General features: G+C 69.2%; 13 protein-coding genes, 1 tRNA gene and 1 rRNA gene. 3 read left to right on the top strand and 12 right to left on the bottom strand.

Going from position 1 to position 24,464, the window contains the following annotated elements; genetic code table 11:
• Positions 1-21 precede the first annotated feature (21 nt).
• Together ACIQD6_RS20560 and ACIQD6_RS20565 are read left to right on the top strand one after the other, a co-directional pair.
• Entirely contained in the window at positions 22-4,641 is a 4,620-nt protein-coding gene (locus tag ACIQD6_RS20560; RefSeq protein WP_401884405.1) for an ATP-dependent helicase, read from the top strand.
• A gap of 174 nt (positions 4,642-4,815) precedes the next feature.
• Positions 4,816-5,574, top strand: coding sequence for an Fpg/Nei family DNA glycosylase (locus ACIQD6_RS20565; RefSeq protein ID WP_401884407.1), 759 nt, complete (start codon positions 4,816-4,818; stop codon positions 5,572-5,574).
• A 7-nt stretch (positions 5,575-5,581) separates the two neighbouring features.
• Here ACIQD6_RS20565 and ACIQD6_RS20570 read toward each other — a convergent pair whose 3' ends face one another.
• From ACIQD6_RS20570 to ACIQD6_RS20615, 10 genes are all read right to left on the bottom strand, one after another.
• Positions 5,582-5,887: a hypothetical protein gene (locus ACIQD6_RS20570; protein ID WP_401884408.1), complete on the bottom strand. Its 306-nt coding sequence runs from the start codon at positions 5,885-5,887 to the stop codon at positions 5,582-5,584.
• A 436-nt stretch (positions 5,888-6,323) separates the two neighbouring features.
• Positions 6,324-6,794 carry a Dps family protein gene (locus ACIQD6_RS20575; protein WP_401884409.1) on the bottom strand — a complete coding sequence of 157 codons (471 nt, stop codon included), beginning with the start codon at positions 6,792-6,794 and terminating at the stop codon, positions 6,324-6,326.
• A 204-nt stretch (positions 6,795-6,998) separates the two neighbouring features.
• Entirely contained in the window at positions 6,999-7,382 is a 384-nt protein-coding gene (locus ACIQD6_RS20580) for a helix-turn-helix domain-containing protein (protein WP_401884410.1), read from the bottom strand.
• A 109-nt stretch (positions 7,383-7,491) separates the two neighbouring features.
• Positions 7,492-8,031 carry a CinA family protein gene (locus tag ACIQD6_RS20585; RefSeq protein WP_401884411.1) on the bottom strand — a complete coding sequence of 180 codons (540 nt, stop codon included), beginning with the start codon at positions 8,029-8,031 and terminating at the stop codon, positions 7,492-7,494.
• A 131-nt stretch (positions 8,032-8,162) separates the two neighbouring features.
• Positions 8,163-8,828: a CDP-diacylglycerol--glycerol-3-phosphate 3-phosphatidyltransferase gene (gene pgsA, locus ACIQD6_RS20590; RefSeq protein ID WP_401884412.1), complete on the bottom strand. Its 666-nt coding sequence runs from the start codon at positions 8,826-8,828 to the stop codon at positions 8,163-8,165.
• On the bottom strand, positions 8,825-10,360 hold the full coding sequence (gene rimO, locus ACIQD6_RS20595; protein WP_401884414.1) for a 30S ribosomal protein S12 methylthiotransferase RimO: 1,536 nt from the start codon (positions 10,358-10,360) through the stop codon (positions 8,825-8,827). Before rimO ends, pgsA begins: the two co-directional genes overlap by 4 nt.
• A 49-nt stretch (positions 10,361-10,409) precedes the next feature.
• Entirely contained in the window at positions 10,410-11,252 is an 843-nt protein-coding gene (locus ACIQD6_RS20600) for a helix-turn-helix domain-containing protein (protein WP_401884416.1), read from the bottom strand.
• Positions 11,253-11,526: 274 nt separating this feature from the next.
• Positions 11,527-14,337: a DNA translocase FtsK gene (locus tag ACIQD6_RS20605; RefSeq protein ID WP_401884417.1), complete on the bottom strand. Its 2,811-nt coding sequence runs from the start codon at positions 14,335-14,337 to the stop codon at positions 11,527-11,529.
• Between the two features lie 215 nt (positions 14,338-14,552).
• Positions 14,553-15,221 (bottom strand): two-component system response regulator, encoded by a 669-nt coding sequence (locus ACIQD6_RS20610; RefSeq protein ID WP_401884418.1) that lies wholly within the window; start codon positions 15,219-15,221, stop codon positions 14,553-14,555.
• A gap of 277 nt (positions 15,222-15,498) precedes the next feature.
• Positions 15,499-21,108, bottom strand: a complete 5,610-nt coding sequence (locus ACIQD6_RS20615; protein ID WP_401884420.1) for a HAMP domain-containing protein — start codon at positions 21,106-21,108, stop codon at positions 15,499-15,501.
• Between the two features lie 268 nt (positions 21,109-21,376).
• Here ACIQD6_RS20615 and ACIQD6_RS20620 point away from each other — a divergent pair, with 268 nt between their 5' ends.
• Positions 21,377-24,028 (top strand): SpoIIE family protein phosphatase, encoded by a 2,652-nt coding sequence (locus ACIQD6_RS20620; protein ID WP_401884422.1) that lies wholly within the window; start codon positions 21,377-21,379, stop codon positions 24,026-24,028.
• 80 nt (positions 24,029-24,108) lie between these two features.
• Here ACIQD6_RS20620 and ACIQD6_RS20625 read toward each other — a convergent pair.
• Positions 24,109-24,181, bottom strand: a tRNA-Thr gene (locus ACIQD6_RS20625).
• Between the two features lie 191 nt (positions 24,182-24,372).
• A 5S ribosomal RNA gene (gene rrf / locus ACIQD6_RS20630) occupies positions 24,373-24,464 on the bottom strand; the annotation flags it as partial.

Here is a 24,464-nt window from a genome sequence, read left to right on the forward strand (position 1 = left end):
GCCGGGTGCACGATGGGGGACATGGCACGGACCTCGCTCGACTCCTTCTCCCCCGCGACCCGCGGCTGGTTCACGGGGGCCTTCTCCGCGCCCACGGCGGCCCAGGAGGGAGCCTGGCGCGCCATCGGGGAGGGCTCGGACGTGCTGGTCGTGGCCCCGACCGGTTCCGGCAAGACACTGGCCGCCTTCCTCGCCGCCCTGGACCGGCTGGCTTCGGTGCCCCCGCCCGCCGAGGCGAAGAAGCGCTGCCGGGTGCTGTACGTGTCCCCCCTCAAGGCGCTCGCGGTCGATGTGGAGCGCAATCTGCGCAGCCCGCTCACGGGGATCCGGCAGGAGTCCGTGCGGCGCGGGCTGCCGGAGCCCGAGGTGCGCGTCGGGATCCGCTCGGGCGACACTCCGGCCGCCGAGCGGCGGTCGATGGCGACGAAGCCGCCGGACATCCTGATCACCACGCCCGAGTCGCTGTTCCTGATGCTGACGTCCTCGGCGCGGGACGCGCTCGCGGGGATCGAGACGGTGATCCTGGACGAGGTCCATGCCGTCGCGGGCACGAAGCGGGGGGCTCATCTGGCGCTGTCCCTGGAGCGGCTCGACGAGCTGCTGCCGCGACCGGCCCGCAGGATCGGCCTTTCGGCGACGGTGCGTCCGGTGGAGGAAGTCGCCCGCTATCTGTCGCCGCAGCGAAGGGTGGAGATCGTTCAGCCGCCCTCCGGCAAGGAGTTCGACCTCTCCGTCGTCGTCCCGGTGGAGGATCTGGGCGAGTTGGGCGGCTCCCCCGCCTCGGAGACGGAGAGCGCGGAGAAGCCGTCGATCTGGCCGCATGTGGAGGAGCGGATCGCCGATCTCGTCCAGGCACACCGCTCCACGATCGTCTTCGCCAACTCCCGTCGGCTGGCCGAGCGCCTGTGCAACCGGCTCAACGAGATCGCGTACGAACGCGCGACCGGACAGACCATGCCCGAGAAGCACTCCCCGGCCGAGATCATGGCCCAGGCGGGGGCGGCCAAGGGGGCGCCCGCCGTGCTGGCCCGGGCGCACCACGGCTCGGTCTCCAAGGAGCAGCGCGCGCAGGTCGAGGAGGACCTGAAGGCGGGCCGGCTGCCCGCCGTCGTGGCCACCTCCAGCCTGGAGCTGGGTATCGACATGGGCGCGGTGGATCTGGTCGTCCAGGTCGAGTCACCGCCGTCGGTGGCCTCGGGGCTCCAGCGCGTCGGCCGCGCCGGCCACCAGGTGGGCGCGGTCTCCACGGGCGTCGTCTTCCCCAAGTACCGCGGCGACCTGGTGCAGGCTGCCGTCGTCACCGAGCGGATGCGCAGCGGTTCCATCGAGGCGCTGCGCGTGCCCGCCAACCCGCTGGACGTCCTGGCACAGCAGTTGGTCGCCATGGTCGCTCTGGACAGCAGGCAGGCCGACGACCTGCTCGCCACGGTCCGCCGGGCGGCTCCGTTCGCCTCCCTGCCCGAGTCGGCCTTCACCGCCGTGCTCGACATGCTCGCCGGGCGCTACCCCTCCGACGCCTTCGCGGAGCTGCGTCCGCGAGTGGTGTGGGACCGCGTGGCGGGTACGGTCACGGGCCGGCCGGGTGCGCAGCGTCTCGCCGTCACCTCGGGCGGCACGATCCCGGACCGCGGCCTCTTCGGTGTCTTCCTCGCCGGAGCCGACCCGAAGAAGGGCGGCGGCCGCGTCGGTGAGCTGGACGAGGAGATGGTGTACGAGTCCCGGGTGGGCGATGTCTTCACACTGGGCACGTCGTCCTGGCGGATCGAGGACATCACCCGTGACCGGGTGCTGGTCTCCCCCGCCCCCGGCGCCCCGGGCCGGCTGCCCTTCTGGAAGGGCGACCAACTGGGCCGCCCGCTGGAGCTGGGCCGCGCGGTGGGCGCTTTCCTGCGCGAGGTCGGCTCCCTCTCCGAGGAGGACGCCCGGCTCCGGCTGCTCACAGCCGGCCTCGACGCGTGGGCCGCCGGAAATGTGCTGTCGTATCTGGACGAGCAGCGCCGGGCCTGCGGTCACGTCCCCGACGACCGGACGATCCTGGTCGAGCGGTTCCGCGACGAGCTGGGCGACTGGCGGGTGGTGATCCACTCGCCGTTCGGGGCGCAGGTGCACGCCCCGTGGGCGCTGGCCCTGGGCGCCCGGCTCTCCGAGCGGTACGGGATGGACGCACAGGTCATGCACGCCGACGACGGCATTGTGCTGCGCCTCCCCGACGCCGACCTGATGAGCCTGGACCTCCTGGACAACGAGCCGGACAGCGCCGGGGCGGCGTTCGACAGCGAGCAGGCGCCTGTCGGGGCCGCGGACGTGGCTTTCGACGGCGGCGAGGTCCGCGGGATCGTCACCGACCAGGTGGGGGGCTCCGCGCTGTTCGCGTCCCGGTTCCGGGAGTGCGCCGCGCGGGCGCTGCTGCTCCCGCGCCGCAGCCCCGGCAAGCGCACCCCGCTCTGGCAGCAGCGCCAGCGCGCGGCACAACTCCTCCAGGTGGCGAGCGAGTTCGGATCGTTCCCGATCGTGCTGGAGGCCGTGCGGGAGTGCCTCCAGGATGTCTTCGACGTCCCCGGTCTCACCGAGCTCATGGGCGACATCGAGTCCCGCCGAGTCCGGCTGATCGAGGTCACCACCCCCGAGCCCTCGCCCTTCGCCCGGTCCCTGCTCTTCGGTTATGTCGCCCAGTTCCTGTACGAGGGAGACTCTCCCATCGCGGAGCGGCGGGCCGCCGCACTGTCCCTGGACTCCCACCTGCTCGCCGAGCTGCTGGGCCAGGCCGAGCTGCGCGAGCTGCTCGACCCGGACGTCCTCGCCGAGCTGGAGCGGGAGCTCCAGTGGCGCACCGAGGACCGGCGCGTCAAGGACATCGAAGGCGTCGCCGACCTGCTGCGGGTCCTCGGCCCGCTCACCGACGAGGAGTTGGCCGAGCGCGGCGCGCGGACGTCGTGGGCCGAGGACCTGGCCACGGCCCGCCGCGCCATCCGGGTCCGGATCGGCGGAGCCGAGCACTGGGCGGCGGTCGAGGACGCGGGCAGGCTGCGCGACGCGCTGGGCACGGCGCTGCCGGTCGGTGTCCCCGAGGCGTTCACCGAGCCGGTCAAGGATCCGCTGGGCGATCTCCTGGCCCGCTATGCCCGTACGCACGGCCCGTTCACCTCGTCCTCGGCCGCCGCGCGCTTCGGCCTGGGACCGGCGGTCACGGACGGCGCCCTCCAGCGCCTCGCCGCCGGCTCCCGGGTCGTGCAGGGCGAGTTCCATCCGTCCGGCATCGGCCAGGAGTGGTGCGACGCCACCGTGCTCCGTCGGCTGCGACGCCGCTCCCTGGCCGCGCTGCGCCAGGAGTTGGAGCCGGTGGCGCCCGCCGCGCTCGCCACGTTCCTCCCGCAGTGGCAGCATCTGCGCGGCAACAGCCTGCGCGGCATCGACGGACTCGCCCGCGCCGTCGAGCAGTTGCAGGGTGCCCCCGTACCGGCATCGGCGCTGGAGAAGCTGATCCTCCCGTCCCGGGTCTCCGGTTACACACCGGCGCTCCTGGACGAACTGACCACCACGGGCGAGGTGCTGTGGGCCGGTGCGGGGGCGCTGCCCGGCAAGGACGGCTGGGTCGCGCTCTATCTCGCCGACGCGGCCCCGCTGTTGCTCCCGCCACCGCATCCGCTGGAGCTGACAGCCCTCCACGAATCGGTCCTGACCACGCTGTCGGGTGGGTACGGCCTGTTCTTCCGTCAGATCACCGACCAGGTCCGCGCCACCACCCACCCCGACGCGACCGATCCTCAACTCGCCGACACCGTCTGGGATCTGGCCTGGTCGGGCCGGCTCACCAATGACACCCTGGCCCCGCTGCGCTCGCTGCTCGGTTCCGGCCGCACCGCGGGCTCCACCGCCCACCGCGCGCGGCGCCCGGTGCCGCGCGGGCGGTACGGCACGCTCACGGCCGCGGCCAGGCCCACGTCCCGCACGGGCCCACCGACGGTCAGCGGCCGCTGGTCGCTGCTCCCCGAGCGGGAACCGGACCCGACACACCGCGCCCACGCGCTGGCCCGCACCCTCCTCGACCGGCATGGCGTGGTGACCCGGGGCGCGGTCGCGGCCGAAGGCGTGGAAGGCGGCTTCTCCGCGACGTACCGCGTCCTGTCCGCCTTCGAGGACAGCGGACAGGCCCGCCGGGGCTATGTCGTCGAGGGCCTGGGCGCGGCCCAGTTCGCGATGGACGGCGCGGTCGACCGGCTGCGCGCGGCGGCAACGGCCCGGGACCGCGCCGAGGCTCATCCCGCGCCCCGCGCCATCGTCCTGGCCGCCGCCGATCCCGCCAACGCCTACGGGGCGGCGCTCCCCTGGCCGGAGCCCCCGGCCGACGCGGGCCACAAACCGGGCCGCAAGGCCGGCTCCCTGGTCGTACTCGTCGACGGTGAGCTGACTCTCTACATGGAGCGCGGCGGCAAGACGCTGCTCGCCTGGCCGACGGACCCGGAAGACCCCTCACTCCGGTCGGCCGCCGAGGCCCTGGCCGAAGCGGCGCGCGCGGGAGCACTCGGCACCGTCACGGTGGAGCGCACCAATGGCGCTCCGGCCCTGACGTCTCCCTTGGGCCGCGCCCTGGAAGCAGCGGGCTTCCACGCCACCCCGAGAGGTCTGCGCGTGCGCGCCTGAGAGCCCCGGCACGCGCTCCGGACCGACAGACCCGCACCTTAAGACCGCACCCGGACCGGCACGGCCCCGCCCTCGCACGGCTCTCAAACGGTCGCGTCCGCGCCAGACGTCCCGGGGCCCGGCAAAGATCGGCCGGTCCGGCCGGTCCGGGCCTCATCGCGCATCATGGGACGCATGCCCGAAGGAGACACCGTCTGGCAGGCCGCCCGGCGCCTGCACGCCGCGCTCGCCGGGCGGCCGCTCACCCGCTTCGATCTGCGGGTCCCCCGGTTCGCGACCGCCGATCTCACCGGACGCACCGTCCTCGATGTCACCCCGCGCGGGAAGCATCTCCTCACCCGCATCGAGGGCGGTCTCACCCTCCACTCGCATCTGCGCATGGACGGTTCCTGGAAGGTGTACGCGCCGGGTGAGCGCTGGCGCGGCGGCCCTGCGCACCAGATCCGGGCCGTCCTCGGCACAGCCGAAAGCACCGCCGTCGGCTACCGCCTGCCCGTACTGGAACTGCTGCGCACCAACGACGAGGAGCGAGTCGTCGGCCATCTCGGCCCCGACCTGCTCGGTCCCGACTGGGATCCCGCCACCGCACTGCGCAATCTCCTCGCCGACCCTGCCCGCTCCATCGGGGAGGCGCTGCTGGATCAGCGCAATCTCGCCGGAGTCGGCAACATCTTCAAGTCCGAGACGTGTTTCCTCGTCCGCGCGACCCCCTGGCTGCCGATCGGCGAACTCCCTTCACCCGAGCGCCTGGTGACCGCCGCGAAGAAACTCCTCGACGCCAACCGCGAGCGCCCCGGCGGCAGTCGGCGGCTGTACGTATACGGTCGCGCCGGTCGTCCCTGCCCTCGCTGCGGCGCCCCCATCCGCACGGCCGACCAGGACGACAGGCCGGTCTACTGGTGCCCCGTCTGCCAGTCAGGGCCGACGAGTTGACCATGCGTCAGAGAAGGTCGTACGGCCCTCGTGCACCGGATTCCGGATCCGGACGATGCCGACGCTGTCCCGGCCGGAGCCTCTGCCGTACCGGTTCCTGTCCCCGCTCCGAACCGCGCCCCCGCTGCTCCCCTTGCCTCTGCCGCCGTGACGAGGCGGCATGCACCGGCAGCAGGCTCAGCCCCCAACCGCCCGCCGCCACCGCGCTCTCCACCAGCCCGGTGTGCTCGGGCTCCAGCGCGATGCGCAGTACGGCCCACCACCACAGCCCGCCCAGAGCAAGCGCCGGCAGAAGGACCCATCGCCTTGCCATGGCTGCCTCCTCCCACCGACGCTAGCCCCGCACGATCACCTGCGGGGAGGGCGCATCGGATGCACACTCCGGCGCGCGGGACTTCGCGATTCCGCCTAGCCCTGTCCGGCCGATCCCTGCCGGGCTCGGAGCCTGTCCGGCGGATCACAGCGCGGGCCAGGTACACCTCTCCCGAAACCGCCGTACTGGTAACTGATTTCTCCACTACGGCCACAGCTGCGGACGATGTCTCTCCACACAAGTCTCCCCCGACGGAGCCCATGCCGCATCCAGAGCACATCGCGCCCCGTCACGCACAGTTGACGGGACCGGAATTTCCTTGAACAGGCCCTTCACCCCGGGACCCGGCCACCCATAACCCCGCTGAAATCCGGGCCCCGAGACCTGTCCACGTGCTCCCCGCCCGACGGGCTCCCCCTCTACGAGCTCTACTGTTCTACGCACTCTCCGCCTGGAACATCCAGGCGTGTTTCTCCAGATCCGCTGTCACCTGGATCAGCACGTCCTGCGTCACCGGATCCGGATCGGCCGTCGCCTCCACGCGCTCACGCATCCGCGTCACCACCGCACCGAGCGCGTCCACCAGGACCTGAATGGCTTCCACGTCCTTGATCCAGCCGTTGTGCACGGTCCCGATCGCGCTCGTCGCCGCCACCGTCGCGGACCGCCCGTCCGGCGTCACGCCGATCGCGGAAGCCCGCTCGGCCACGGTGTCGGAGTGCTGCCGCGCCGTGGCCACGACCTCGTCCAGTTGCAGATGTACGGAGCGGAAGCGCGGCCCGACGATGTTCCAGTGGACCTGCTTGGCGACCAGAGAAAGGTCCACCAGGTCCACGAGCGCCCCCTGGAGCGCCTCGCCGACCAGCTTCAGATTCGCCTCGGACAGAGAACTCTTCACGACAGACATGCAGATCCTCCAGTTCCGTTCCGAACTCGGTTTCACGACGTCACATTGCTGCGTTCCTGTGTTGCCGCGTTCCTGTGTTGGCTTCGCACGCACCTTCCACCATGACACAAACACCACAAGGCGGTCATTCAGGGAATAACAAAAGCCCGGGTCGGTCATGAAGACCGATCCGGGCTCAGGTCAAACGCTACGGAGTGATCGCCCTCAGGCGGCGACGACGTCCACCGCCTCCGCAGGCGCCTTGATCGTCACACGTTCCGTCGGCACTCCAGCCACCGACGTCACAGAGACAGAGTTGAGCATGGGACGTACTGCCGCAGGCACCGGCTCGTTGGCCGTCGCCGACGCAGCCAGCTCGGCCAGCGACAGCTCGTCGCTCACTTCTCGCATGAGCTCGGACATCCGTACGTCAAGCGCGTCGCAGATCGCGGAGAGCAGCTCGGAAGACGCCTCCTTCTGCCCCCGCTCCACCTCGGAAAGATAGCCGAGCGAGACCCGGGCAGACGAGGACACTTCGCGCAGAGTACGGCCCTGGCGCTGGCGCTGCCGACGCAGCACGTCACCAAGCAGGCGACGGAGCAGAATCATCGGTGGCTCCCTCCTCGGACCGCGTAGCCGCATCCTTCACGCCCCACCGTACCGCCTCGCGCCGCGGCCGTGCGGGGAGCGATGTCGTGTTCACTCAGGGCTGCAAACATCAATTCCCCCCGTTCTCTTCCGTATCCTGTGCCCGCTCGTTCCCGCAGAGTTCGCCGAGGAGCAGTGCGAATGCGCTTCGCACACTCTCTTTACGGATGTCCGCCCGGTCGCCGTTCAATCGCAAAGCGGTCACTTTCCCCCTGTCGTCCGGCCCCACGACCGCTACGTACACGGTCCCGACCGGCTGTCCGTCCTGCGGATCGGGGCCCGCGACCCCGGTCGTCGCCACGCCCCAGTCCGCGCCCAGCTCCCGGCGTACACCGGCGGCCATCTGGCGCGCGACCTCGGGGTCGACCGCGCCGCGCTCCCCCAGGAGCGCCCCGTCGACACCCAGAACGTCCCTCTTGAGGTCCGTCGCGTAGGCCGTGACGGACCCGCGGAAGGTCCGGGAGGCGCCGGGTACCGATGTCAGCTCCCCGGCCAGCAGACCGCCGGTCAGGGACTCCGCGACGGCCAGTGTCGCGTCACGCTCCCCCAGGACCTCCAGCACCCGTGCCGCACCGGCGACCCCGACAGCACTTCCTGTAGCACCGGCCACCCCGGCAGCACCACCCGCGGCACTGCCCACAGGGGCACCCCCGGCGCCTCCCCCGGCACCACCCACAACGCCGCCTCCGGCCCCGGCCCCGGTCTCAGGACCGGCCCCGGCCTCACTCATCGAACCGTCATTCACCGCGCCGACTCCGCCACGGCACACTCCTCCGCCAGCCCCTGGCGCCGCAGCATGACCGCCTGCCGCACATAATCCAGCCCGGTGAGCACCGTCAGCAGCACGGCAACCGCCATCACCCAGAAACGCAGCGTGGCCAGGGGCCCGGTCAGCGCCAGTACGTACATCCCCACGGCCACGCCCTGCGCCAAGGTCTTCAGCTTGCCGCCGCGGCTGGCCGGAATGATCCCGTGCCTGATCACCCAGAAACGCATCAGCGTGATCCCGAGCTCACGGAAGAGAATGACCCCCGTGACCCACCACGGCAGATCGCCGAGCACGGAGAGACAGAGCAGCGCGGCCCCCATGATCGCCTTGTCGGCGATCGGGTCGGCGATCTTCCCGAAGTCGGTGACCAGGTTGTACGTACGGGCCAGATGACCGTCGAAAACGTCCGTGATCATGGCGACGGCGAAGGCCGCCCAGGCCCAGGCCCGCCAGACCGGATCAAAACCGCCGTCCTGGATCAGCAGCATCACGAAGCCGGGCACCAGCAGGAGCCGCATCATGGTCAGGATATTGGCGATGTTCCACAGGCCGGCCTGATTGACCGCGGCCCCCAGCTTGCCGCCGGGTGCCGGCTTCGCGCCGGTTCCACCGGCTGCGGACGCCGGGACTCCGCTCATCTGGCCGCCTCCTCGCCCGGGATTCGAGGGTCGCCCCCCGAAAGCTCGTAGCACTCGGCCACGAGATCCACGCCCTCGGTACCGACCACCTTTGCCTCGACCATACGACCGGGACGCAAGCCCTCGCTCGAAGTGAAGATCACCTGACCGTCGGTCTCGGGCGCCTGGTGCGCCGCGCGGCCCACCGCCGCCTCCCCGGTCCCGCCCTCCGGGTCGACCGACTCGACCAGCACCTGCAGGCTCTCGCCGAGCCGCTCCTCGGCCCGCTGAGCGGTCAGTTCCTCGGCCAGCCGCGACAGGTGCGACAGCCGCTCGGCGATGACGTCGCCGTCCAGCTTGTCGCCGTACGTCGCGGCCTCGGTCCCGTCCTCGTCCGAGTAGCCGAAGACACCGATGGCGTCCAGCCGCGCGCCCGTGAGGAAGCGCTCCAGCTCGGCGAAGTCCGCCTCGGTCTCGCCGGGGAAGCCGACGATGAAGTTGGAGCGCACACCGGCCTGGGGCGCCTTCCCGCGGATGGTCGCCAGCAGCTCCAGGAAGCGGTCGGTGTCACCGAAGCGCCGCATCGCGCGCAGCACACCGGGCGCCGAGTGCTGGAAGGACAGATCGAAGTACGGCGCGACCTTGGGCGTCGAGGTCAGGACGTCGATCAGGCCCGGCCGCATCTCGGCGGGCTGGAGGTAGCTGACCCGTACCCGCTCGATCCCGTCGACGTCCGCCAGCTCGGGCAGCAACGTCTCCAGCAGCCGGATGTCGCCGAGGTCCTTGCCGTACGAGGTGTTGTTCTCGGAGACGAGCATGACCTCCTTCACGCCCTGCTCGGCCAGCCAGCGCGTCTCGCCCAGCACATCGGAGGGGCGACGGGAGATGAAGGAACCGCGGAACGACGGGATGGCGCAGAAGGAACAGCGCCGGTCACAGCCGGACGCGAGCTTCACGGAGGCGACGGGGCTGCGGTCGAGCCGCCGCCGCAGGGGAGCCCGGGGCCCGGAGGCCGGAGCGAGCCCCTCCGGCAGGTCCTCGGGGGCCGGAACGATCTCGGCGCTCCCGGGGGCCGGGGAGGCGTCGCCGTGCCCCGGCAGGGCCACACCGGCGGCACTCTGCCGTTCGACCGGGCTGAGCGGCAGCAGCTTGCGACGGTCCCGGGGGGTGTGCGAGGCGTGGATGCCGCCGTTCAGGATGGTCTGAAGACGGTCGGAGATGTCGGAATAGTCGTCGAATCCGAGCACGCCGTCCGCCTCGGGCAGGGCTTCCGCCAGCTCCTTGCCGTACCGCTCGGCCATGCAGCCGACGGCGACGACGGCCTGGGTTCTCCCTTGATCCTTGAGATCGTTGGCTTCCAGCAGGGCGTCGACGGAGTCCTTCTTCGCGGCCTCGACGAATCCACAGGTGTTGACGACGGCGACATCCGCCCCGGAGGCGTCCTGGACGAGCTCCCAGCCATCCGCTGCCAAGCGGCCTGCAAGCTCCTCCGAGTCCACCTCGTTACGGGCGCAGCCAAGAGTGACAAGGGCGACGGTACGGCGTTCGGGCATGGGCGCAAGACTACTTTGTCCTGGCCCTGCCCTTGGCGTGCAGGGTTGCTCAGCCCGCTTCCGGGTCACCCTGCGTGTACGAGAGCCGCTCGACCTGGCCCGTTTCGAACTCGTCCCCGACCTTCTTGCCGTTCACGAAGAGCTCGATCGCCCCGGCGTTCCCGAGGATCAGATCGATCCGCTCGTCGTCCTGGAAGGTCTTGGAATCGCCCTTGTTGAGGGTGCCGTCGAACAGCAGCTTGCCGTTGTGTGCCTTGGCGGAGATCCAGCTCTTGTCTTCTATCGCGGACAGCTTCACCGTGACCTTGTCGCGCGGAGCGGCCGCGATGGCGCTCTCCGACGGGTCCGGCTTCGGTGCGGCCGACTTGGTGGCACTCGGTTTGACGTTGCCCTTCTCGGGCGTCGAACCTTCGGCGACCTGCTTGGTCTTTCCGCCGTCCGCACCGTTGAACAGGGTGAAGCCGACGAAACCGATCACGGCGACGATCGCCGCGACCATGGGGGCGGTCCAGTTGGGCCGGCGCCTTTCGGGCCGGATCCGCTCCGCCTCGAACAGCGGCGCCGCGGGCGTGGGCGCGGGGCGCCCGCCGTGTTCCGCGTCGAACTGGTCGATGAGGGGCTTCGGATCGAGCCCGACCTTGTGGGCGAGCATACGAATGTGGCCACGGGCGTAGACGTCGCCGCCACAGCGTGAGAAATCGTCCTGCTCGATCGCGTGCACGATGGGGACGCGCACCCGCGTGGATCCGCTGACCTCGTCGACGGTCAGATTCGCGGCGATACGTGCTTGCTGAAGGGCCTGACCGACCGAAGGGCGGTCGTCTTCAGGGGAGTTGTCTTCAGGGGAGTTGTCGTCGGGGGCACTGCCGTCGGAAGAGTTGCCGATGGACACGGGGGCGCCTTTCGAGCGTGTAGCCACCTGCTGGGGGTTCAGTCTATGGGTGGTACGAAAGGGTGGGGCAACCGGGCGGATGCACTTTGTACGCCATCAGAATGGCCGGAGAGCGTGGGAGAGGGACATGAAGCTCTTCCCCTCTCAACTTGACGTCCGCCCAAGGGAAACGGTTGCCCCTGGATTCCCGGGAATCCGGCCGGAAAACCGGTCTCCACGTCGTCCCCGGCATCCTCGGAGATCCCACGGGCATCTGCCACCCCGGGTATGACCTCTATGTCAGAGACTCCCCACGGATCACGGCCAGCACTCCATCCACCTCGTCCGACTTCACCAGGACGTCGCGGGCCTTGGAACCCTCGGTCGGTCCGACGATGTTCCTCGACTCCATCAAATCCATCAGCCGGCCGGCCTTGGCGAAGCCGACGCGCAGCTTCCGCTGGAGCATCGAGGTCGAGCCGAACTGGGTGGAGACCACCAGTTCGACGGCCTGGCAGAGCAGATCGAGATCGTCACCGATGTCCTCGTCGATGTCCTTCTTCTTCGCTGTCCCGACCACGACATCGTCACGGAAGACCGGTGTCATCTGATCCTTGCAGTGCTGGACGACCGCCGCGACCTCGTCCTCGGTGACAAAGGCGCCCTGCATACGCGTGGGTTTGTTCGCCCCCATCGGAAGGAACAGCCCGTCGCCCTTGCCGATCAGCTTCTCCGCGCCCGGCTGGTCGAGGATGACCCGGCTGTCCGCCAGCGAGGAGGTCGCGAAGGCGAGCCGTGAGGGGACATTCGCCTTGATCAGACCGGTCACGACATCGACCGACGGCCGCTGTGTGGCGAGCACCAGATGGATACCGGCGGCGCGGGCCAGCTGAGTGATACGGACGATGGCGTCCTCGACATCGCGCGGCGCGACCATCATCAGGTCGGCCAGCTCGTCCACGATGACCAGCAGATACGGATAGGGCGCGAGCTCGCGCTCGCTGCCCTCGGGCACCTTGGCCTTGCCGGTGCGTACGGCATGGTTGAAGTCGTCGATGTGCCGGTAGCCGTACGCGGCGAGGTCGTCGTACCGCAGATCCATCTCCCGTACGACCCACTGGAGCGCCTCGGCGGCCCGCTTGGGGTTGGTGATGATCGGCGTGATCAGGTGCGGGATGCCCTCGTACGCGGTCAGCTCGACCCGCTTGGGGTCGACGAGGACCATCCGGACGTCCTCCGGGGTCGCCCGGACCATCACCGAGGTGATCAGGCAGTTGATGCAGGACGACTTACCGGATCCGGTGGCGCCCGCGACCAGTACGTGCGGCATCTTCGCGAGATTGGCCATCTCGTAGCCGCCCTCGACGTTCTTGCCGAGCGCGACCAGCATCGGATGGTCGTCTTCGGCGGCGTCAGCGAGCCGCAGCACATCGCCGAGATTGACCATCTCGCGGTCGGTGTTGGGGATCTCGATACCGACGGCGGACTTGCCGGGGATCGGCGAGATGATCCGTACGTCGGGGCTGGCCACCGCGTACGCGATGTTCTTGGTGAGCGCGGTGATGCGCTCGACCTTCACGGCCGGGCCGAGCTCCACCTCGTACCGCGTGACCGTCGGCCCCCGGGTGAAGCCGGTGACGGCCGCATCGACCTTGAACTCCATGAAGACCTGGGTGAGCGAGGCGACGACGGCGTCATTGGCGGCGCTGCGCGTCTTGCCGGGGCCGCCGCGCTCCAGCAGGTCCAGCGAGGGCAGCGAGTACGTGATGTCGCCGCGGAGTTGGAGCTGTTCCGCGCGAGGCGGCAGCGGCTTGTCCTGCCGGGGCGCGGGCTTGGTCAGATCCGCGACACCGGCGGCCGGCTTCTCGGGCTCTCGGGCGGTCGGTACGGGTACGGAGCGCTCCGCGGGGGCCGCGTCGTCCGACCGTTCGCCGGGCCGCTGCCCCGGCTTGCGCTTACGGTCCGTGGAAACGCCCTGGGTGGAGACGCCCTGGGTGAGGTCCGCGACGAGCGGCGAGGGCGGCATCCCGTTGAGCACGGCGCCGTCCAGTGCCGCCGCCGCGGCGGCAGCCACATCCACGGCGTCGAGGGGCCGGTCCATGGACGGCTGCACAGAACTCCGGCGCGGCCTGCGCCGCTTGGAGAGTGCCTCCGCCTCCGCCTCGTCGGGGTCGTACTCCCCCCGCGCCGCACCCCGGCGCGCGGACGGACGGCGCGCGCCCCCCGGCAGCGCTTCGCGCCACTGCTCGTCGTACCGCTCATCGTCGCCGGCCTCGTACTCCGGCTCGTGAGCGGGCTGGACGATCCCCAGCTTGGTGCCGAGCAGCCGCAGCCGCTGCGGGATGGCGTTGACGGGGGTGGCGGTGACGACCAGCAGGCCGAAGACGGTGAGCAGCAGAAGCAGCGGTACGGCGAGTACGTCACCCATGGTGAAGATCAGCGGCTTGGAGGCGGCCCAGCCGATGAGACCGCCCGCGTCCTGGATCGCTTCGGTGCCTTCGCCGCGCCCCGGGGCGCCGCAGGCGATGTGGACGAGCCCGAGCACACCGACGACCAGTGCGGAGAGCCCGACGACGATCCGTCCGTTGGCCTCCGGCTTCTCCGGATAGAGGATCAGCCGAACAGCCATGACGCCCAGCAGTATCGGTACCAGCAGATCGAGCCGGCCGAAGGCGCCGGTGATGAGCATCTCGATCAGATCGCCCACCGGTCCCTGCAGGTTCGACCAGGTGCCCGCCGCGACGACAAGGGCGAGGCCGAGCAGCAACAGGGCCACCCCGTCCTTGCGGTGCGCCGGGTCAAGTCCCTTCGCACCACGCCCTATGCCGCGGAACATGGCACCGACGCCGTGCGCCATGCCGAGCCATACGGCGCGCACGAGCCGGTAGACGCCCGCGGTGGGCGACGGTGCGGCTTTGGGAACCGGCTTCGCCACCGCCTTCTTCGCAGGCGCCTTCTTGGCCGGTGCTTTCTTCGCGGACGCGGTTTTCTTCGCCGGCGCCTTCTTGGCGGGCGCCGCCTTAGCGGCGCCGGTCGTACGGCCGGCCCGCGGCTTTGCGGTGCCCGCCGTGCCCTGGGAACCCTTGCCGGACGTACGTGAGGCCATGGGGGTGAGGTTACCGGTGTGAACGGCCGCGGACACGTGTGCCCACCGCTTCACCCGTTCGTGTCGCCCCTACGAAAGCGGCGGGCTGAGCCGGTTTCGCCGGGCTCCGCTGTCCCGTCCCACCGGAGCGAGCCGGGCGGGACGGGCAGACGGGACAGCCGAGATACGGCAGGTGGTGCCGGGGCTCAACACGCCTCAGGCGGTCGGGGACACGCTCAGTTCTGCGAGGGAAGTGTGGCCGAACCACTTCCCGTGCCCGGCTCCAGCGCGTCCAGCGCCCGCCGCAGACCGGTGAGTTTGCGCTCCAGATGGGCGGCGGTGGCCACGGCGGTGGCATCCGCCGAGTCGTCGTCCAACTGTTTGGAGAGCGCTTCCGCCTGCTCCTCAACTGCCGCGAGCCGCGCGGACAGTTCGGCGAGCAGACCCGCCGGCTCCTTGGCCTCGCCCGCCCCGGCCAGCTGAAGTCTGAGCAGCTCGGCCTGATCCTTCAGCTGGCAGTTCTTCATGTAGAGCTCGACGAAGACCGACACCTTGGCGCGCAGCACCCAGGGGTCGAACGGCTTCGAGATGTAGTCCACCGCGCCCGCCGCGTATCCCCGGAAGGTGTGGTGCGGGCCATGGTTGATAGCCGTGAGGAAGATGATCGGGATGTCACGCGTCCGTTCACGCCGCTTGATGTGCGCGGCAGTCTCAAAACCATCCATCCCTGGCATCTGGACATCCAGCAGAATGACCGCGAAATCGTCTGTCAGCAGCGCTTTGAGCGCTTCCTCCCCTGACGATGCCCGCACCAGCGTCTGATCGAGCGCGGAGAGGATCGCCTCCAGCGCCAGCAGATTCTCCGGCCGGTCATCAACCAGGAGGATCTTGGCCTTCTGCACCATGGCCGCCCGCCCTCCTCGCCCCGGCATGGGGCGTCCCCTGCTCGCGGCCTCCGGCGAAACGCCGGACATCGCCCCAGGGGACGACTCCCTTACGCCGTCCGTCCTTGTGCCGGTCATGGTAGCTGCACCCCGCCCGTCGCCACACCCTGTCACCGTGATGTCACTGTGCCCGAAGCAGAAACGTAGCGGGAGACCAGAAGGTTCCCCGAATAAGACCGCCTCACACGCCCCCGGCCACAGTCGGTCAGGACATCACGATGAATCGCTCATCAATCGATCACCTGTCATGCATCCACTGCTCCATTACAGACAGCAAGTGATCGGGATCAACTGGCTTCGTCACATAGTCGGAAGCACCGGAGTCGATGGCCTTCTCCCGGTCGCCCTTCATCGCCTTCGCCGTGAGCGCGATGATCGGCAGTCCGGCGAACTGCGGCATCCTGCGGATCGCCGTCGTCGTCGCGTATCCGTCCATCTCCGGCATCATGATATCCATCAGAACGACCGTCACGTCGTCATGCTGCTCCAGGACTTCGATGCCCTCACGGCCGTTCTCCGCGTACAGCACCGCCAGACCGTGCTGTTCCAGCACGCTGGTGAGAGCGAAGACATTACGGATATCGTCATCGACGATCAGCACCTTCTCGCCGGTGAACATGAACGTACGGCGTTCCCTGGGCGCCTCCTGACGGCCGGTTCCGGCCATTCCGTCGGCCCAGGAGTTCTCCAGGCCGCCCGAACTGCCTGGAGAACCGGCCGAAGAACCCGGGTCCGTGGTGCCTGACGCCCCGTCCGAGGCACCTGAGGCCCCGGCCGACGGGCCGGATGTCCCCGGCTGCGCCTCGGACCCCTGCTCCTGTCCGGCCGGCCCCGTACCCTGCTCCCCCGCCTCCGTGCTCTTGCGGCGGCGACGGAACAGCGTGGCAGGCTCCGGGAGTTCCGGCGGCGCGGGCGGGGCCGCCTCCAACTGACGAGGCTGCCCCGCCGTACCCGCACGCGTGAGGCTGTCCGACACACGCCCCAGCGGCTGCATGCCCGCGGGCGTCAGCTGTGGATATCCCTGTGGGGGCAATTCGCTGGGGTGCAGCGGCAGATAGAGAGTGAAGGTCGAGCCCCGGCTCGGTTCGCTCGCCGCGTGAATCTCACCACCCAGCAGGCGCGCGATCTCCCGGCTGATCGACAGACCCAGCCCCGTACCGCCGTACTTCCGGCTGGTCGTACCGTCCGCCTGCTTGAACGCCTCGAAGATGACCCGCATCTTGCTCGACGCGATACCGATCCCGGTGTCGGTGACCGAGAACGCGATCAGGTCGCCGTCGGCGTCACGCAGCGAGCCCGCCTCCAGCAACTGTTCCCTGATGGCGTTCGGGACGTCCGTACCGGCCGGCCGGATCACCAGCTCCACCGCGCCGCTGTCGGTGAACTTCACCGCGTTGGACAGCAGATTGCGCAGCACCTGCAAGAGCCGCTGTTCGTCCGTGTGCAGGGTCGCGGGCAGCTCGGGCGAGACCCGTACGGAGAAGTCGAGCCCCTTCTCCGCGGTCAGCGGCCGGAAGGTCGCCTCCACATAGTCGACCAGCTGCACCAGGGCGATCCGGGTCGGACTGACGTCCATCTTGCCCGCCTCGACCTTGGAGAGATCGAGGATGTCGTTGATCAGTTGCAGCAGATCGGAACCCGCGCCGTGGATGGTCTCCGCGAACTCCACCTGCTTCGGCGAGAGATTCGACTCGGCGTTGTCCGCGAGAAGCTTGGCGAGGATCAGCAGCGAGTTGAGCGGTGTACGCAGCTCGTGCGACATGTTCGCCAGGAACTCCGACTTGTAGCGCATCGAGACCGCGAGCTGCTCGGCCCGCTCCTCCAGCACCTGCCTGGCCTCTTCGATCTCGGTGTTCTTCACCTCGATGTCGCGGTTCTGCTGTGCCAGCAGCTCGGCCTTCTCCTCCAGCTCCGCGTTGGACTCCTGAAGCGCCTTCTGCCGGTTCTCCAGTTCCGCCGAGCGCTCCCGCAGCTGCTCGGTGAGCTCCTGCGACTGCTTCAGCAGCACCTCGGTCTTCGAGTTGACGCTGATGGTGTTGACGCTCGTCGCGATCATCTCGGCGATCTGATTGAGGAAGTCCCGCTGGATATGGGTGAACGGCTGGAACGACGCCAGCTCGATCACACCGAGGACCTTCCCCTCGAAGAGCACCGGCAGCACGATCACATACGCCGGCGAAGCCTCCCCGAGCCCGGACGAGATCTTGAGATAGCCCGGCGGCACATTGACCTGGATGGTGCGCTTCTCCTCGGCCGCCGTACCGATGAGCGTCTCACCGGGCCGGAACGACGTCGGCATCGCGCCGGCCGAGTAGCCGTAACTGCCGCGCATGCACAGCTCGTACGAGGCGTCCTTGCCGCCGTCCGTACCCACCTGGGGCACCGCGCCGGTCTGCATCGCCAGGAAGAACGCGCCATGCTGTGCCGAGACCACCGGGGTCAGCTCGCTCATGATCAGCGAAGCCACGTCCTCGAGATCGCGGCGGCCCTGCATCAGACCGGAGATACGGGCGAGGTTGCCCTTCAGCCAGTCCTGCTCCTCATTGGCGAGGGTGGTGTCCCGCAGGTTGGCGATCATCGTATTGATGTTGTCCTGGAGGACCTGGATCTCGCCCGCCGCGTCCACATCGATCTTGAGGTTGAGATCGCCTCGGGTCACCGCGGTGGCCACGGCCGCGATCGCCCGCACCTGACGGGTCAGGTTGCCGGCCATCTCGTTCACCGATTCGGTGAGGTCGCGCCAGGTGCCGTCGACGTCCCGCACCCGCGCCTGACCGCCCAACTGGCCGTCCGTACCCACCTCACGGGCCACCCGGGTGACCTGATCGGCGAAGGAGGAGAGCTGGTCCACCATCGTGTTGATGGTGTTCTTCAGCTCCAGAATCTCGCCGCGCGCATCGATGTCGATCTTCTTGGTGAGATCTCCCTTGGCGATGGCGGTGGTGACGGTCGCGATCTGGCGCACCTGACCGGTCAGGTTGGACGCCATCGAGTTCACCGACTCGGTGAGGTCCTTCCACGTCCCCGACACGCCCGGTACCCGGGCCTGGCCGCCCAGTTCCCCCTCGGTGCCCACCTCGCGGGCGACGCGCGTCACCTCGTCCGCGAAGGAGGACAGGGTCGTCACCATCGTGTTGACGGTGTCGGCGAGTTCCGCGACCTCGCCACGTGCCTCGACGGTCACCTTCTTCGTCAGATCACCGTTGGCGACCGCCGACGAGACCCGCGAGATGTTCCGTACCTGACTTGTCAGGTTGTTGGCCATGGTGTTGACGTTGTCGCTGAGGTCCTTCCAGATCCCGGTGACACCGCGGACCCGCGCCTGACCGCCCAGGATGCCCTCCGTACCGACCTCACGGGCGACACGTGTCACTTCGTCGGCGAAGTTCAACAGCTGGTCGACCATCGTGTTGACGGTCGTGACCAGGTCGAGGATCTCGCCCCTCGCATCGACGGTGATCTTCTTCGACAGGTCGCCCTTGGCGACCGCCGTGGTGACCTCGGCGATATTGCGGACCTGGGACGTCAGGTTGTTCGCCATGAAGTTGACGGACTGGGTGAGGTCCTTCCACGTACCGGAGACGCCCTGGACCTCGGCCTGACCGCCCAGGATTCCCTCGGTGCCCACCTCGCGGGCCACCCGGGTAACCTGCTCGGCGAAGTTGGACAGCTGGTCCACCATCGTGTTCAGGGTGTTCTTCAGCTCCAGGATCTCGCCCCGGGCATCCACATCGATCTTCTGCGACAGGTCACCGCGCGCCACCGCCGTGGCGACCCCCGCGATATTGCGGACCTGCGCGGTGAGGTTGCCCGCCATGCCGTTCACGGAGTCGGTCAGGTCGCGCCAGACACCGGCGACGCCCGGCACCTGCGCCTGACCGCCCAGCCGGCCGTCCGTACCCACTTCACGCGCGACCCTGGTCACCTGGTCGGCGAAGGCCGAGAGCTGATCGACCATCGTGTTGATGGTGTTCTTCAGCTCCAGGATCTCGCCCCGGGCATCCACGTCGATCTTCTGCGACAGGTCACCACGCGCCACCGCCGTGGTCACCTGCGCGATCTGCCGCACCTGATCGGTCAGGTTCCCGGCCATGAAGTTGACGGAGTCCGTGAGTTCCTTCCACGTACCGCTGACGCCGTCCACCCGCGCCTGGCCGCCGAGCCGCCCCTCCGTGCCCACGTCCCGCGCCATGCGCGTCACTTGGTCCGCGAAGGAGGAGAGCTGCGCCACCATCGTGTTGACAGTGTTCTTCAACTCCAGCATCTCGCCCGCGACATTGACCGTGACCTTCTGCGTCAGATCGCCGTTGGCCACCGCTGTCGTCACCTGCGCGATGTCCCGCACCTGACCGGTGAGGTTCCGGAACGCCGTGTTGACCGAATCCGTGAGGTCCTTCCAGGTCCCAGCGGCTCCCGGCACTTCGGCTTGGCCGCCGAGCCGGCCTTCGACACCGACCTCCCGCGCGACCCGCGTGACTTCGGAACCGAACGACTGGAGCTGCGCCACCATCGTGTTGACGGTGTTCTTCAACTCCAGCATCTCGCCCGCGACATCGACGGTGACCTTCTGCGACATGTCGCCGTTCGCGACCGACGTCGTCACCTGCGCGATGTCCCGCACCTGAAGAGTGAGATTCCGGAACGCCGTGTTGACGGAGTCCGTCAAGTCCTTCCAAGTCCCGGCGGCACCAGGCACCTGAGCCTGCCCGCCCAACAGCCCCTCGGCGCCGACTTCGCTCGCCACCCGGGTCACTTCGTCCGCGAACGTACGGAGCGTCTCGGTCATCTGGTTGATGGTCTCGGCGAGCTGGGCGACCTCGCCCCGCGCGCTCACCGTGACCTTCTGCGACAGATCACCGTTGGCGACGGCCGTGGTGACCTCGGCGATGCCACGCACCTGGTTGGTCAGGTTGCCGGCCATCGTGTTCACGGAATCGGTGAGGTCCTTCCACACCCCGGCCACGCCGGGCACGGTCGCCTGACCGCCCAGTTCACCCTCGGTGCCGACCTCCCGGGCCACTCGCGTGACCTCGGAGGAGAAGGACGACAGCTGGTCCACCATCGTGTTGACGGTGTTCTTCAGCTGAAGCATCTCGCCGGCCACATGCACCGTGACCTTGCGCGACAGATCACCCTTGGCGACCGCCGTCGTAACGAGAGCAATGTCACGCACCTGAGCGGTCAATCGATACGCCATCGTGTTGACCGAGTCGGTGAGGTCCTTCCACGATCCGGACATACCGCGCACCTTGGCCTGGCCACCGAGCTTGCCCTCGGTACCGACCTCCAGCGCCACCCGGGTCACCTCGTCGGTGAACGCCGAGAGCTGGTCGACCAGGTTGTTGACCGTACGGGCCACCTTCAGGAACTCGCCGCGCAGCGGCCGCTCCGCCCCGTCGGTGGAGTGCCAGCGCAGCTCCATCCGCTGCTCCAGATCGCCCTCGGCGACGGCGGAAAGTACCCGGCCCACCTCGGACACAGGCCGCGACAGGTCGTCCACCAGCGCGTTCGACGCGTCGATGGCCGCGGCCCAGGAGCCCTCGCAAGCCCCGGTCTCCAGCCGCTCGGTGAGCTTTCCCTCCCGCCCGACCATGCGCCGTACGCGGGCCAACTCACCCGTGAGGTGGAGGTTGCGGTCGGCGACCTCGTTGAAGACAGCGGCGATCTCCGCCATCACGTCGTCACCCGAAACGGTGAGGCGTTTACGGAAGTTGCCGTCCCTCATCGCCACCAAGGCGGTCAGGAGTCTGTTCAGCTCCGCAGAGTCCACCTCGGTCGTCCCATTGTTCCGGGACCGTCCGCCTTTCGCGCGCGTGCTCGTGCCACGCGCTGCCGTGCCAGACTCCACCGTGTCCCTCCCGCAGGGTTTGAACGTTCTGCCCGGGCCGTCTCCGAAAGCCTGCCCAGTGTTTCACCATGGCCGAACCAGGCGATAACAGTTCGGCAGCTTCGACTAGCGTCCCCACCCCCAGAGGGCGGAAACAGTGGTGACCGGCATCCGTTCGGACAGCGAAGGTAAGTAACCTGGCATCCGGCTGTCCAACCGTCCCGGTCCGCCCGGCGGGGGCGGACTGGCGAAGGTACTACCACCGGGCACCTGGAGGGCGGGGCCGATCATGCCGGAGCCGGGCGTCGAAACGCGTACGAGGAGTTCTGTGATCACCGCGCGGGCGGCTGCCAGCTTCGACCCTGTCGGGCGGTCCGTAGCGACTGCCCGCGCCTTTGTCCGTGACACGCTCCAGGGGTGGGGCTACTCCGATGTGGTCGACGATGCCGTCGTCCTCACCAGTGAACTTGTCACCAATGCCGTCATTCATGCCGGCACCTCCGCCGATGTGCTGTGCCTTCGCACCGAGGACGGCGTCCGGGTCGAGGTCGCCGACCGCTACCCCGAACGTGAAGTTCCCATACAGGGCACCGGTCAGTCGTTCGCCAACCCGGACCGGGAGAACGGCCGGGGACTGCTGCTCTGCGCGGCCCTCGCCTCACGCTGGGGTGTCGAATACTCGCCGACGTTCAAGCAGGTCTGGTTCCAGCTCGACCTGCCACAGCGCCCGGTCGGTACCCGTTCCGCCGGCCCCGTCCTCCCTCCCAGTCTGCTCCCCGTCGCCGACGAACGCGTTCGGGTCGCAGTCGTCCAGATCGACCAGTCCGGCGCCATCGCCGGCTGGAACGAGGACGCGGAAACCATCTTCGGGTACACCGACGAGCAGGTCGTCGGCAAACCCCTGACCGACATCGCCGCCTGGCCGCACACGCCCGGCATCGGCACAGGCATCGCCGAGGCCCTCCTGCTCTCCCGCTGGGAGGGCAGTTACGGCATCCGGCACGCCGACGGCCGGGTCATCCCCGTCTACGCCTCCCACCTCCGGGTGCGCGACACCCAGGGCGAACCGTCCACGGTCTGTCTGCTGGTACGCGACTACGAACGCGCCGTCATCCAGACACCGTTGCGCGCCCCTGCCACCGAGGCCGGTTCCGAGAGCCGCAGTGTCGACCCCTTCGAAGTCTTCATCGGCTCCCCGGCCCCCGACGACCTCGACGGGCTGCTCCAGCGCACGGTGGAACGCGCCCGTGACATGCTCGACGGCGACTCGGCCTTCCTCCTCCTGGCCACGGACGACGAGACGGAACTGGAAGTACGGGCCTCCACCGGGCTCCCGTCCGCCCGCCAGCGCTTCGCACGCGTCCCCGTGGAGGCCGGCACGGGCCGCTACGGCTCGGCGCGGATGCCCGCCGTCCACGACGACCTCACCGCGGTCCCCGGGGCCGTCCCGCTGCTCAACGACACCGGGATGCGCTCCGTAGTGACCGTCCCGCTCAAGGTCGAGGGAAGACTCACCGGCTCCCTGGGCGTCGCCGCGGAGGGAGCCGGGCGCTACTCGAACGAGGAGGCGCTGCGCCTCCAGTTCGCCGCGGACCGTATCGCCCTGGCCGTCGAATCGGCTCGTCTCGGCGAACTCGAACGTCTCCGCCGTGGCTCGCTCTCCTTCCTCGTCGAGGCCTCGGACCTGCTCGCCGGCACACTGGACCGCGACCAGACGCTGGCTCTGATGGCGCAGATGACCGTCCCCACCCTGGCCACCTGGTGCGCCGTCTACACGATCGCGGACCAGTCGTCGGACCCGTACCTCTCCTATGTGCTGCACGAGGACGAGGAGCGCATCGACGGCCTCAAGGCCCTGCTCTCCAAGATCGACCCACCGGACCCGGTTCCCACGCCGGGCGCCCGCATCTGGACAGCACCCGCGGCGGCCGCCCACCAGGCTGCGCTGCGCAACTCCATGCGTGAGCTGGAAGGCAGCTCCTCACCGGTGTCCTCGGGCATCGGCACGACGCTGGCAACAGCGGCCGCGGTCGGCGGCGAGACCGTGGTCCTGCCACTGGTGGCCCGTAACCGGGTCATCGGCATGCTGACCCTCGGCAAGCCGTCCGACGACCACTTCCGCCAAGAGATCCTGGAACTCGCGGAAGACCTCTCCCGCCGAGCGGCACTCGCCCTCGACAACGCCCGCCTCTATTCCGAGCGCACAGCCATCAGCCAGGCACTCCAGCGGAGCTTGCTGCCGCCGGGGCTCCCCCAGGTACCCGGAGTGGAGGTCGAGGTCATCTACCGCGCCGCGGGCGAGGGCAACGAGGTCGGCGGCGACTTCTACGACCTGTTCCCGATCCGCGACGGTGCCTACGGATTCGCCATCGGCGACGTCTGCGGTACGGGGCCGGAAGCGGCGGCCGTCACCGGCCTGGCCCGGCACGCCCTCCGCCTGCTGGCCCGCGAGGGATTCGGCGGGCCGGCGGTTCTCGAACGACTGAACGCGGCGATCCTCGACGAGGGCGCCCGCAGCCGCTTCCTCACCCTTCTTTATGGCGAGTTGTGGCCACAAGAAGACGGCAGCGCGATCCTCAAGGTGGTCTGCGCCGGACACCCGCTCCCCTTGCGCCTGCGCCAGGACGGCACGGTCGAACCGGCAGCGGAGCCGCAGCCACTGCTGGGCGTCATGGAGGACTTGGAGCTGTACGAGCAGACGATCACCCTGGACCCGGGCGACGTCCTCCTGTGCGTCACTGACGGCGTCACAGAGCGCCGTGAGGGCGCACGCATGCTGGGCGACGACGGTCTGGCCGATGTCCTGACGACCTGTACGGGCCTCACCGCGGGCGCGGTCGCCGCCCGCGTATTGCGAGCCGTGGAGCGCTTCGCGGCCGAGCCGGCCTCCGACGACATGGCCATCCTCGCCATGCGCGTCCCGGAGCCCCACACCGTCTAGGCCTTGCCTGACAAATAGCGCCGGCAGTACCGGAAACAGGAAAGGCCCCCGCCAATCGGCGGGGGCCTTTCCTTCACTTGAGCCCCAATACGGAATCGAACCGTAGACCTTCTCCTTACCATGGAGACGCTCTACCGACTGAGCTATTGGGGCGAGCAACGAGATAAAGCATACCCGATGTTCAGGGATGCTCAGAACCGTCCAAGAGCTCCCAGGAGCGACCGCCGAGGTCGGCTCCCACACCACAGGCGGTCCGCGAAACGGACGCTGAGGCGAAAACGAATGGATCGTGAACGCAGGAATGCCCCGCACCATGACTGGTGCGGGGCATTCCCACAATAATTGTTCGGCGGCGTCCTACTCTCCCACAGGGTCCCCCCTGCAGTACCATCGGCGCTGTGAGGCTTAGCTTCCGGGTTCGGAATGTAACCGGGCG

This window comes from Streptomyces sp. NPDC088400 (assembly GCF_044753355.1).
Classification (GTDB): domain Bacteria; phylum Actinomycetota; class Actinomycetes; order Streptomycetales; family Streptomycetaceae; genus Streptomyces.